This window comes from Massilia norwichensis (genome assembly GCF_024753245.1).
Taxonomy (GTDB): domain Bacteria; phylum Pseudomonadota; class Gammaproteobacteria; order Burkholderiales; family Burkholderiaceae_D; genus Telluria; species Telluria norwichensis.
The window spans coordinates 260,756-273,005 of record NZ_JANUGX010000004.1; the positions used below are offsets into that span (position 1 = coordinate 260,756).

The 12,250-nt window shown below is 65.9% G+C and carries 12 protein-coding genes; 8 read left to right on the forward strand and 4 right to left on the reverse strand.

The genetic code is table 11. The features are described 5' to 3' along the window. The 5 genes from NX782_RS05760 (at window position 1) to NX782_RS05780 (ending at window position 5,702) form a co-directional block, all read left to right on the forward strand. Entirely contained in the window at window positions 1-924 is a 924-nt protein-coding gene (locus tag NX782_RS05760; protein ID WP_258844456.1) for a metallophosphoesterase family protein, read from the forward strand. A 34-nt stretch (window positions 925-958) separates the two neighbouring features. After that, on the forward strand, window positions 959-3,781 hold the full coding sequence (locus NX782_RS05765; protein ID WP_258844457.1) for a M16 family metallopeptidase: 2,823 nt from the start codon (window positions 959-961) through the stop codon (window positions 3,779-3,781). 108 nt (window positions 3,782-3,889) lie between these two features. Next, window positions 3,890-4,144 (forward strand): DUF421 domain-containing protein, encoded by a 255-nt coding sequence (locus tag NX782_RS05770; RefSeq protein WP_258844481.1) that lies wholly within the window; start codon window positions 3,890-3,892, stop codon window positions 4,142-4,144. 230 nt (window positions 4,145-4,374) lie between these two features. Beyond that, entirely contained in the window at window positions 4,375-4,704 is a 330-nt protein-coding gene (locus NX782_RS05775) for an ArsR/SmtB family transcription factor (protein ID WP_258844458.1), read from the forward strand. Further along, window positions 4,701-5,702: a cation diffusion facilitator family transporter gene (locus tag NX782_RS05780; protein ID WP_258844459.1), complete on the forward strand. Its 1,002-nt coding sequence runs from the start codon at window positions 4,701-4,703 to the stop codon at window positions 5,700-5,702. Before NX782_RS05775 ends, NX782_RS05780 begins: the two co-directional genes overlap by 4 nt. Before the next feature lie 66 nt (window positions 5,703-5,768). On the opposite strand, the gene cysK is transcribed toward NX782_RS05780, so the two are convergent. The 3 genes from cysK to tcdA are packed head-to-tail and all read right to left on the reverse strand — an operon-like array spanning window position 5,769 to window position 8,213. Next, complete coding sequence (gene cysK, locus NX782_RS05785) at window positions 5,769-6,701, reverse strand: cysteine synthase A (protein ID WP_258844460.1); 933 nt, start codon at window positions 6,699-6,701, stop codon at window positions 5,769-5,771. Window positions 6,702-6,734: 33 nt separating this feature from the next. After that, window positions 6,735-7,253 carry an FKBP-type peptidyl-prolyl cis-trans isomerase gene (locus NX782_RS05790; protein ID WP_258844461.1) on the reverse strand — a complete coding sequence of 173 codons (519 nt, stop codon included), beginning with the start codon at window positions 7,251-7,253 and terminating at the stop codon, window positions 6,735-6,737. 39 nt (window positions 7,254-7,292) lie between these two features. Then, entirely contained in the window at window positions 7,293-8,213 is a 921-nt protein-coding gene (gene tcdA / locus NX782_RS05795; protein ID WP_258844462.1) for a tRNA cyclic N6-threonylcarbamoyladenosine(37) synthase TcdA, read from the reverse strand. A gap of 99 nt (window positions 8,214-8,312) precedes the next feature. Between tcdA and pdxH the strand changes: the two genes are divergently transcribed. Further along, the gene (pdxH, locus tag NX782_RS05800; RefSeq protein ID WP_258844463.1) at window positions 8,313-9,560 is read left to right on the forward strand and encodes a pyridoxamine 5'-phosphate oxidase; all 1,248 of its coding nucleotides are present in this window, start codon (window positions 8,313-8,315) and stop codon (window positions 9,558-9,560) included. A gap of 56 nt (window positions 9,561-9,616) precedes the next feature. Beyond that, on the forward strand, window positions 9,617-10,861 hold the full coding sequence (locus tag NX782_RS05805) for a class I SAM-dependent methyltransferase (protein WP_441295301.1): 1,245 nt from the start codon (window positions 9,617-9,619) through the stop codon (window positions 10,859-10,861). Between the two features lie 45 nt (window positions 10,862-10,906). On the opposite strand, the gene msrA is transcribed toward NX782_RS05805, so the two are convergent. Then, window positions 10,907-11,446, reverse strand: coding sequence for a peptide-methionine (S)-S-oxide reductase MsrA (msrA, locus tag NX782_RS05810; RefSeq protein ID WP_258844465.1), 540 nt, complete (start codon window positions 11,444-11,446; stop codon window positions 10,907-10,909). A gap of 119 nt (window positions 11,447-11,565) precedes the next feature. Here msrA and NX782_RS05815 point away from each other — a divergent pair, with 119 nt between their 5' ends. Further along, on the forward strand, window positions 11,566-12,078 hold the full coding sequence (locus NX782_RS05815; protein ID WP_258844482.1) for a flavin reductase family protein: 513 nt from the start codon (window positions 11,566-11,568) through the stop codon (window positions 12,076-12,078). Window positions 12,079-12,250: the final 172 nt, after the last annotated feature.

Here is a 12,250-nt window from a genome sequence, read left to right on the forward strand (position 1 = left end):
ATGCCGGCTCTTGCACGACGCCTGGCCGCGGCGGCCGGCAGCCTGCTGCTGGGCGCCGCCGCATTCGCCGCCGCACCTGCCAACCCGGCCGCATCGACCGATGCGGGCATTACCGTCTACACGGCCGGCGACATCGCCCGCTGTGCCTACCCCGACCCGGCCTATTCCGGCGCGGCCGAGACCGCGCGCACCGTCGCCGCCGGCCTGGCCGCCGACCCGCAAGCCGTGGTGCTGACGCTGGGCGACCACACCTACCCGCACGGCAAAACGAAAGAGTTCACGGACTGCTACGACCCGACCTGGGGCAAGTTCAAGGACCGTACCTGGCCGGCGCCCGGCAACCACGAGTACTACACGCCGAAGGCCGCGCCCTATTTCGCCTACTTCGGCGAGCGCGCCGGGCGCGGTTACTACAGCCTGGAACTCGGCAGCTGGCACGTCGTTTCGCTCGACAGCAACCTGGCGCCCGCCGAGCACGCGGCCCAGCTCGAATGGCTGCGCGCGGATCTCGCCAGCCATCCGGCGCGCTGCACGCTGGCCTTCTGGCACCACCCGCTGTACAGCTCCGGCGGCCATGGCAGCATCCCGAAGATGCGCGATGCATGGCGCCTGCTGCAGCAGGCCGGCGCCGAGCTGGTGCTGTCCGGCCACGACCACGACTACGAACGCTTCGCGCCGCAGGACGCCGACAACCGCCTGGACCGCGCGCACGGCATGCGCCAGTTCGTGGTCGGCACCGGCGGCGCCTACCCGACGCCGTTCCTGCTCACGGTGAAGAACAGCGAGATGCGCGACAGCGGTCGTACCGGCGTGCTGAAACTGCGCCTGCTGGACGGGCGCTACGAATGGGAATTCCTGGAATCCGCCCGCATCACGCCGCTGGGCCTGCCCGAGCCGGACCGCGGCGGCGATGTCTGCCACTGAGAATTGTTACTGAGCTGTCGCCTACGGAGTGCACATGAACGTCCGCCCCAAGCTGCTGTCGTCGCTGATCCTCCTGCTGGCCGTGGCCGTCCAGCCCACGTCCGCCCAGCCCGCGCGCGACACCGCTCCCGGCATCGGCGGCCCCCTGCCCCAGGTCGCGTATGAAAAGACCACGCTGCCCAACGGCCTGGAACTGATCCTGATCGAGGACCACCGCCTGCCCATCGTCGCCGTGAACATCTGGTACCACGTGGGCCCGGCCAACGAGGCGCCCGGCCTGACCGGCTTCGCCCACCTGTTCGAGCACATGATGTTCGCCGCCACCCGGCACCTGCCGCGCGGGATGGCCGATCGTCTGCTGGAAGGCGCCGGCGCCACCGACAGCAACGGCAGCACCGACTACGACCGCACCAATTACTACGACACCGTGCCCTCGAACCAGCTGGCGCTGGCGCTGTGGGTGCATGCCGACCGCATGGGCTACCTGCTCGACGTGCTCGACCAGACCGCGCTGTCGAACCAGCAGGACGTGGTGCGCAACGAGCGCCGCCAGAGCGTCGAGAACCGCCCCTACGGCATCGTCGAAGAAGCGATGAACCACGCGCTGTTCCCGAAGAACCACCCGTATTACGCCTCCGTGATCGGCTCGCACGCCGACATCCAGAACGCGAAGTTGCGTGATGTGCGCGACTTCTTCACCCGCTACTACGGCCCGAACAACGCCAGCATCGTGATCGCCGGCGACATCGACAAGGCCAGGACGCGTGCGCTGGTGGCAAAGTACTTCGGCACCTTCAAGCGCAGCGCACCGGTGGCGAAACCCAGGGTCGAGACACCGCCGATCACGCGCGAGCGGCGCCTGACGGTGCCCGACCGGGTCGAACTGCCGCGCGTCTACATGGCCTGGCTGACGCCGTCCGCCTACCAGCCGGGCGACGCCGAACTGGCCGTGGCGAGCCAGATCCTGGCCGGCGGCAAGGCCGGACGCCTGTACAAATCGCTGGTCTACGAACGCCAGATCGCCCAGGACACGGCGGCGGCGCAGAATTCGAATGCCTTGACGTCCACCTTCGTGATCGACGTCACGGCCCGCCCCGGCCATGACGCGGATGAGCTGGAAGCGGCCGTCGATGCCGAGCTCAAGGCACTGCGCGACAACGGCCCCTCGGATGCAGAAGTCGAACGCGCCCGCAACACCATCGAAACGGCGATGCTGACCGCGATCGAGAAGCTGGGCGGCGCCGGCCTGGCCAACCAGGTCAACCAGTACAACCAGTACACCGGCGACCCGGGCTACCTGCCGAAGGACATCGCCCGGCTGCGCCGCGTGAGCGCCGCCGACGTGCAGCGCGCAGTGCGCAGCTGGCTGCAGCCGAATGCGCGCGTGGTGGTGGCAGGCGTGCCGGGCAAGCCGGCCCTGGGCCCCGATCCAGCCGCACGGCCTGTGCAGGCCGGCGCCAGGACCACCACTGTCGCCGGCATCAACCGCGATGAAGCCTGGCGCCGCCAGCCGCCGAAACCCGGCCCGGCGCCGAAGTTCACGCTGCCGCAGGGCGAGAGTTTCCAGCTGCCGAACGGCTTGCGCGTGATCCACCACTACAACCCGGCGCTGCCGCTGGTGGCGGCAGAACTGGTGGTCAAAAGCGGCTCCGACGCCAACCCCGACGATGCGCCCGGCATGGCCGGCTTCACCGCCCAGATGCTGCAGGAAGGGACGGCCACGCGCAGCGCACCGCGCATCGCCGACGAGATCGCGCAGCTCGGCGCCTTCCTCGGCAGCGGCAGCAGCACGGACGCATCGACGGTTTCGCTGCTGTCGCTGAAATCCACCTTCGCGCAGGCGCTGGATGTGCTGGCCGACGTGGCCCAGCACCCGGCCTTCCCCACCGCCGAAGTCGAGCGCCAGCGCGCCGCCCGCATCGGCGCCCTGACCCAGCAGCGCGACAACCCGGAACTGGTGGCGGCAGTGGCCAGCGCCGGCGCGCTGTACGGCGCCAAGCACCCCTACGGCTACGGCCAGCTCGGCACCGAGCAGGCGATCCGCGCCGTCACCCGCGACGACCTGTACCAGTTCTGGCGCCGCCACTACCTGCCGACCAACGCCGCGCTGATCGTCTCGGGCGACATCACCCTGGACGAGCTGCGCGCGCTGGCGACAAGCCGCTTCGGCGGCTGGCCGCGCGCCGTACCGGCGCCGCTGGTCATGGGCGACCCGGAAGGCACGAAGGCGCGCCTGGTCATGGTCGACAAGCCAGGCGCCCCGCAGACCGCGCTGCGCGTGACCCAGCTGGCGGCCAGCCGCAAGACCCCGGATTACCCGGCCATGCAGGTGATGAACGCCGCGCTCGGCGGCCTGTTCTCGAGCCGCATCAACCTCAACCTGCGCGAAGAAAAGGGCTACAGCTACGGCGTGTTCTCAGGCTTCCGCTACGACCGCACGCCGGGCCCCTTCGTCATCGCCGGCAGCGTGCGCACCGACGTCACCGGCCCCTCGATCGCCGAGATCTTCAAGGAAGTGCGCGGGATCCGCGCGACGCCGCTGCCGGCCGCCGAACTGGCGGGCGCGCGCGACTCGCAGGTGTATTCGCTGCCCGGGCAGTTCGAGACCAACAGCACCATCGTCGGCAGCCTGGCCGAGACCTATGTGTTCGACCTGCCGCCCGATTACTGGCGCGGTTTGCCGGACCAGTTCCGGCGCGTGACGGCGCAGCAGGTGCAGGCCGCGGCCGGGAAGTATCTGGTGCCGGAGCGGATGAAGGTCATCGCCGTCGGCGACCGCGCGAAGGTGCTGCCGCAGTTGAAATCGCTGGGGCTGGGGCAGCCGGAGATGCGGGATACGGATGGGCAGCTGCCGTAATTTCCACTGCGATGGCTGCTCTTGCCGGTTTCAGTCATCTGAATTTGCGTGGTCATTATTTTGGCAGGTCGCTTGACACACGGGTCGGAGGGACTAGTCTTGGTCATCGTGCTAATCGGCTGGAATTTCGTCGTGAATGCGGCTAGCTATCGCTTCCGTTTCGTCGAGAAGCTGGTGTCATCGCGGCCGATCGAAATCGTGCGCAATGGTGAAATGCTGAGAAGGAATATGCGGCGCGAATTTGTGACGGAGGAGGAACTCATGAGTGCGCTGCGCCAGCAGGGCCTTGATTCCGTAGACCAGGTCAAGAGGGCGACCATCGAGGGTGAGGGCGCGATCACAGTGCTCAAGAAAAGCACGTAATAACCAGACAGCCTTGATGTGCCACGCCAGCGGAGCTGCAACGCATGGCAGAGTTTTTCTCCTTTCGAAACAGATACTCGAAGGTCCGCTCTGGGCTTGGAAGCAGCTTGCCATAACCTCCTCTAACTTGATCCCGTTAGCGGTATTCTCCCCAGCACCCCAACGTGAGTCGCACTTGCCCTGCCAAGCCATTTGCGCTTAACATGTGAACACTTCTTCACATGTTAAAGATGAGTACCCCACACGACTTCGACTACCTGGTCGACGAACTCGCCGACCTCTTCCACCTGCTGGGCGACCCGACCCGGCTGCGCATCGTGCTGGCCTGCCTGGCGCAGCCGATCGCGGTGGGCGACATCGCCGCCAGCCTGGAGCTGTCCAGCTCCCTGGTCAGCCACCACCTGCGCCTGCTGCGCGCGGCGCGCATCGTCAAGGCCGAGCGCCAGGGCAAGCAGGTGTTCTACACCGCTGCCGACGCCCACATCAGCGGGCTGCTCGCCAACATGTTCGAACACCTCGCCGAACCCGATTCCCAACATGCCAACGGATTAGACGCATGAGCCTCCACCACCATCACGACCACGGCGCCGGCCACGGTCATCACCACCCTGCCCCGACCGACGCCGGCCGCGCCTTCGTGCTGGCGATCGGCCTGAACGTCGCCTTCGTCGCGATCGAATTCTTCTACGGCTTCATCGCCAATTCGACGGCGCTGATGGCCGACGCCGGCCACAACCTGTCCGATGTGCTGGGTCTGGTACTGGCCTGGGGCGCGGCCCTGCTGGCCAAGCGGGCGCCGACGCGCAGCTTCACCTACGGCCTGCGCGGCACCTCGATCCTGGCGGCGCTGTTCAACGCCCTGCTGCTGATGGTGGCTTGCGGCGCCATCGCCTGGGAAGCGGTGCACCGCTTCGCCCATCCGGAGCCGGTGGCCGGCACCACGGTGTCGATCGTGGCGGCGGTCGGCGTGCTGATCAACGGTTTCTCGGCCTGGCTGTTCATGGCCGGCAGCAAGGACGACATCAACGTCCGCGGCGCCTATCTGCACATGGCGGCCGACGCGGCGCTGTCGCTGGGCGTGGTGATCGCCGGCCTGGTCGTCATGTATACCGGCTGGACCTGGCTCGACCCGGCGGTCAGCCTGGTGATCGTGGTGATCATCGTGGCCGGCACCTGGTCGCTGATGAAGGAATCGATCCAGCTGGTGCTGGCGGGCGTGCCGGCCAACGTCGATGCGACCCAGGTCACGGCCTACCTGGCGGCGCAGACCGGCGTCACCGAAGTGCACGACGTGCACATCTGGGCGATGAGCACCACCGAGACGGCGCTGACGGCGCACCTGGTGATGCCGGGCGGGTATCCGGGCGACGAAGTCATCGACCGCATCGTCCAGCGCCTGCGCGAAGATTTTTCGATCCACCATTGCACGCTGCAGGTGGAAGAAGGGACGACGAAGCACAGCAGCTGCGCGCTGCATGGGGTGCATGAGCACAGCCACGACGACCATCATGGCCACGATCATGGCCATGGCCATGTCGAAGGCCGGCATGCGCATTGAATATGGATGCGTGGGCACAGGGTGCCCACCCTACCGTAGGGCGGGCACCCCGTGCCCGCGTATCAATCAACCAGCCAGGTTTGCGTAAAGAGCCGTACTCAAATACCGCTCCCCAAACGACGGAATGATGGTCACGATCAGCTTGCCCGCATTCTCCGGCCGCTTCGCCACCTGCATCGCCACCCACAGCGCCGCCCCCGACGAGATCCCGACCAGCAGGCCCTCCTCGCGGGCGGCCGCGCGCGCGGTCTCGAAGGCATCCTCGTTCCTGACGGTGACGACCTCGTCGTAGGCTTGCGTATTCAGCACATTGGGAATGAAACCGGCGCCGATGCCCTGGATCGGGTGCGGGCCCTTGGTGCCCTTCGACAGGATAGGCGAGGCTTCCGGCTCCACGGCGATCGCCTGGAAGCCCGGCTTGCGCGCCTTGATGACCTCGGCCACGCCGGTAATGGTGCCGCCGGTGCCGACGCCGGCCACCAGGATGTCGACCTTGCCGTCGGTGTCGCGCCAGATTTCCTCGGCCGTGGTGCGGCGGTGGACTTCCGGGTTGGCGGGATTGTTGAACTGCTGCGGCATGAAGCAGTTGGGGTCGGCAGCGACGATCTCCTCGGCGCGGCGGATCGCGCCCAGCATGCCTTCCGGCCCCGGAGTAAGGACTAACTCAGCACCATAGGCACGCAGCAGCATGCGGCGCTCGTTGCTCATGGTTTCGGGCATGACCAGGCGGCAGCGGTAGCCGCGCGCCGCGCAGACCATCGCCAGCGCGATGCCGGTGTTGCCGCTGGTGGGTTCGACGATGATGGTGTCCGGGCCGATCTTGCCGGCCTGTTCCGCCGCCTCGATCATGGCCCAGCCGATCCGGTCCTTGACGCTGTGGGCCGGATTGTAGAACTCGAGCTTGGCGACGATGTCCGCGCCCGCGCCTTGCGACAGGCGCCGGATGCGCACCAGTGGGGTATTACCGATCAGTTCAGTAACGTCGTTCGCGATGCGCATATCCGAAGCCTCCGCGTCAGGTTGTCATTTGACTTACTTTACGTCGAGCAGTTCCACGTCGAAGATCAGGTCCGCATCCGGCGGAATGCCGCCCGGCGAGCCGCGCTTGCCGTAGGCCAGATCGCTCGGAATGATCAGGGTGCGCTTGCCGCCCACCTTCATGCCTGCCACGCCCTGGTCCCAGCCCTTGATGACGCGGCCGGCGCCCAGAGGGAAGTCGAGCGGCGTGCGGCCGGGGTTCAGCGAGGAGTCGAACTTGCGGCCGCGCTGCTTGGCAGCCATCGGCTTGTACAGCCAGCCCGTGTAGTTGACATAGACCGTGCTGCCGACCGTGGCTTCCTTGCCTTTGCCGACGACGGTGTCGATGATCTGGATCTGCGGTGCGGTGGACTGGGCAGTCGGCTGGGCCGGCTGGTCGGTCGTCTGCTGGGTGCTGCCCGGGTTGGCGGCCGCGGTCTGGGCCTGGGTCTGGGTCGCGTCCTGCGCGCCGGCGGTGGTGGCCGCCAGCAGCAGGCTCAGGATGGCACTTTTTACAACAAGGTGACGGATCATGGAGCCTCTTTCATCGTTCAATTCATGAAAAAACTGAACCTATGATAACAAGGCCTCCTCGGCTTGCACAGCGTCGTTGGCGGCGGGCGCAGGCGCCACCACCTGCACCGGCACCGCTGCCGGCACGGCGACGGCATTCGCCGCCTCGGCCATCTTGCGCAGCATGTGCCCTGCCGCGACCATGCCGAAGGTCGCCGTCACGACCATGCTCGAACCGAAGCCCGCGCAGTTCAGGCCGGTGATGCTGTTGGCATCGATGGCGCAGGCATCGCCCGCTTCCGGGTAGCGCAGCGGCTCCATCGAGAACACGGCGTCGATGTGGTACTTGTTCTTTTCGCCCTTGGCGAAACCGTACTGGGCGCGCAGGATCTTGCGCACCTTCTTCAGCAGCGGCTCCTGCTCGGTACGGGCGAGGTCGCGTACCTCGATCTTGGTCGGGTCGGTCTGGCCGCCGGCGCCGCCGATCACCGTCAAGGGGATCGCATGGTCGCGGCAATGCGCGATCAGGGCCGCCTTGGCCTTGACGCTGTCGATGGCGTCGAACACGTAATCGTATTTGCCCGGCGCGACCATTTGCGGGATGTTGTCCGGATCGATGAAGTCCTCGATCAGTTCCACCTCGCAGTAGGGGTTGATCAGGGCGATACGCTGTTTCAAGGCTTCGATCTTCGGCATGCCGATGGTCGTCGACAACGCCTGGATCTGGCGGTTGATGTTCGATTCGGCCACGTTGTCGAGGTCGATCAGGGTGAGTTTGCCGATGGCGCTGCGGGCCAGGGCCTCGACGATCCAGGAGCCGACGCCGCCCACGCCGATGACGCAAACGTGCGCCTTGCGGAAGCGTTCCAGTGCACGCTCGCCGTAGAGACGGGCGATGCCGCCGAAGCGGCGCTCGAAGTCGACTTCGTCGTCGAAGTCCGCGCCGGCCGGCGCAAGCAAGGAGGAGGAAAGTGTCGTCATGATCCCGTCATTTTACCGGACGGAACTGCCCTCCTTGCTCTAAAATAACTTTCAGTCAATCAAATTTTCTTCTCCATTTACGCGTCCGCAACAGCCACCATGAACGAGCTTCTTCCAGACACCGCCCCCGATTTCGACCAGCCGGTCGCCGTGCTCAAGCATTGCCATGGACGCATCCGCAAGCAGCTGGCGACCCTGGAAAAACTGCTGGCCCACCTGCCCGAGCATGGCGCCGACCAGCAGGCGCGCCAGGCCGCTGCCGCAGTACTGAAGTATTTCGAAAAGGCTGCCCACCTGCACCACGACGACGAGGAGCAGGACCTGATCCCGATGCTGCGCGCCGTGGCCCAGGGCGAAGACGCCGCCACCCTGCAGGCGCTGGCGCCGGTGATCCTGCAGGACCACAAGGACATGGATGCCATGTGGCAGGACTTGCACGAGCAGCTCACCGCGATCGCCGATGGCAGCGGCACCCAGCTTTCGAGCTCGACCGTGCAGCGCTTCAGCCAGCGTTACCTGAACCACATGGAGCGCGAGGAAAGCACGATGGCGCCGATGGCCGTGCGCCTGTTCAGCCCGCAGCAGATGGCCCAGCTGGGCCAGGCGATGCAGCGCCGCCGCGGTATCGAACCGGCCCCGGCAGCCAGCATGCCGGATGTGGCGATGCCGGGCGGCAGCGTGGCGGCGCCGGCAAGCCCGGCCGCCATCGGCGAGCGCGTGGCCGACCTGCGCAAGGATTACGGCCAGGCCAGCCTCGACGAGAACGACGTTCTTGATAACCCGGTCCAGCAATTCACCCGCTGGTTCGAGGAAGCCTTGAAAGCCGAAGTCAACGAACCGAACGCGATGGGCGTGTCGACCGTGGACGAGCGCGGCCGGCCGAGCTCGCGCATCGTGCTGATCAAGCAGTTCGACGAACGCGGCTTCACCTGGTACACGAACTACGACAGCCAGAAGGGAAAACAACTGAACGGCAACCCATTTGCGTCTCTGCTATTCTTTTGGAGTGAACTTGAACGGCAGGTGCGGATCGAAGGCAGAGTTGAGCGCACAACTGCCGAGGAAAGCGATAAATACTTCAACAGCCGGCCACTGAAAAGCCGGCTGTCGGCGATCGCGTCCCACCAGAGCGCGCCGATCGCCAGCCGCGCGGAACTCGAACACAACTACGAGGACGTCGCGCGACAGGTTGGCGAAACGCCACAGCGGCCACAAAACTGGGGCGGTTTTCGTCTGGTGCCGGAACGGATCGAGTTCTGGCAGGGGCGGCGTTCACGCTTCCACGACCGCATCGTCTACACGCGGCAGGAGGACGGCAGCTGGACGCGGCAACGTTTGCAACCGTAGGGCTTCGATAGCCGTGCTGGTTTGGCGAAGCCTAGTCAATCGGAGGTATTCGCGTGTTGTTCGACCAGATGAAGTTATCCGCCTGGACCACAGGCATCCGCAACAAGTACAACCTGCCGCTGCGCGTCGAGCTGTGGAACGGCGAGCAGGTCGATCTCTCCTCCGAACAGCCGCGCGTGAAGATCCGCGTGCCGGGCCCCGGCAGCCTGCGCTACCTGCTGTCGCCGACCCTCGGCAACCTGGGCGAAGCCTATGTCGAAGGCGCGCTCGAGATCGAGGGCAGCGCGGCCGACATGATCCAGATCGGTAACTCCCTGGCCGAATCGACCGGCAAGCCGCCGCGCAGCAGCCGGGTGGCCAGCGCGCTGCGCCTGGTGTCGCCGCACACCCGCGAAAAGGACGCCGAGGCGATCCGCTACCACTACGACGTCTCGAACGAGTTCTACAGCGAATTCCTCGATCCGGCCATGGTGTATTCCTGCGCCTACTTCGAGAACGGCGACGAAGACCTGGCCACCGCGCAGACCAAGAAGATCGACCACATCCTGACCAAGATCGGCGTGCAGCCGGGCCACACCCTGCTCGACATCGGCTGCGGCTGGGGTGCGCTGGTGCTGCGCGCGGCGCAGAAGTTCGGCGCCCGCTGCGTCGGCGTCACGCTGTCGCAGAACCAGTTCGACCTGGCGCGCGAACGGGTCGCGCAGGCCGGGCTGCAGGACCGCATCGAGATCCGCCTGCAGGATTACCGCGACGTGCGCGGCGAATTCGACCGGATCACCAGCGTCGGCATGTTCGAGCACGTCGGCGTCCAGCACCTGGCCGAGTACTTCGGCCGCATCGACCGGCTGCTGGCGCCGGGCGGCGTGGTCATGAACCACGGCATCACGACCACCGACGTCGAACATCGCGCCAGCCCCTACGGCACCGGCGAGTTCATCGACCGCTACGTGTTCCCGCATGGCGAGCTGGGCCACCTCTCGACCGTGATCCGCACCATGCAGGAAGGCGGGCTCGAAGTGCGCGACGTGGAAAACCTGCGCCGCCACTACGCGCGCACCTGCGCACTCTGGACCGAGAATTTCGAGCGCAACGCCGCGCGCATTCGCGCCCTGGCCGATCCCAAGACCTTCCGCATCTGGCACGTCTACCTGGCCGGCTGCGCCTATGCCTTCGCGCATGACTGGATCAGCCTGTACCAGATCGTGTGCGGGAAGGCGGGGCAGGATCCGGCGCAGATGCCGTGGTCGCGGCGTTACATGTACGAGCCGGGTGTTGCTGCAGATACCTTAGTGAGGCATTAAGGTTCGCGGGCACGGGGTACCTACGCCGGCCGCGCCCGCCCCAGGTTATTTCATGCGGTCTGCAAACGTCTTGCGGAACTTCGCCACCTTGGGCGCCACCACGAAAGCGCAGTAACCCTGCAGCGGGTGCTGCGCGAAGTAATTCTGGTGGTAATCCTCGGCCTTGTACCAGGTTTCTTCCGGCACGATCTGGGTGACGATGGGACCGTCCCACACCGCCGCCATCTCCGCCATCACCTTGCGCGCCGTCGCTTCCTGCTCGGGCGAGGTGGTGAAGATGACCGAGCGGTATTGCGTACCGACGTCGTTGCCCTGGCGGTTCAGGGTGGTCGGGTCGTGGATGGTGAAGAAGATTTCCAGGATGTCGCGGTAGCTGATCACAGTCGGATCGAACTCGAGACGCACCACTTCCGCGTGTCCGGTCGTGCCCGCGCACACTTGTTCGTAGGTCGGGTTGGCAGCGGTGCCGCCCATGTAGCCGGATTCGACGCGGGTCACGCCGCGCACTTCCAGATACACAGCCTCGGTGCACCAGAAACAGCCGCCGCCCAGGATTGCCACTTCGGTTGCCGGTTGCTGACTCATACCTTGTCCTTGGCAGATAAGTTGTCCATGGCTTCACTCTAACCGAAAGCATACGCCCGTGCATTTCCCCACTGAAGCGAGGCCGGGGGAGCCGGGCTGTTGGTGGCATAATGGCGACGATGAACACCAGCTCTCCCCGCTCCTCCGAGCGCGGTTTCGATTCCGCGCATTTCCGCCAGGCCCTGTCTCAGTTTGCGACGGGCGTTACCGTCATCACCACCCGCCTGGCCGACGGCACTTTCCGCGGGTTGACCGCCAGCTCCTTCAATTCCGTTTCGCTGGAACCGCCGCTGGTGCTGTGGAGCCTGTCCGACAAGGCCAACAGCCTGCCCATCTTCAGCGGCAACTCGCATTACGTGATCAACGTGCTGTCCGCCGGCCAGGAAGAACTGGCGCGCCTGTTCTCCCGCCGCGGCCTCGATCCCTTCGCCAGCACCGACTACGAACTCTCGCGCACCGGCCAGCCCATCCTGAAAGGCGTGACCGCCTGGTTCGAATGCCACAACCGCAGCCGCTACCCGGAAGGCGACCACGTGATCTTCGTCGGCGAAGTCGAAGAATGCGCGGTACACCCGCAGCCGGCGCTGATCTTCCACGGCGGCCAGTTCGGCTCTACAGGGAAATCCCAGTGACGAAAGTGAAAATAACTGTCGCCATTTGAAAAGCCGCCAAGGAACAGCATTTCTATAATGCCTAAACTCGGACGGCCCAGACCGTCCACGCCCAACAAGATCCTTCGAGACAGGAGCCCCGTGCATGAGCCGTTCCGATTCGCCCCGCAAAGCCCAATTCCACTGGGATGAC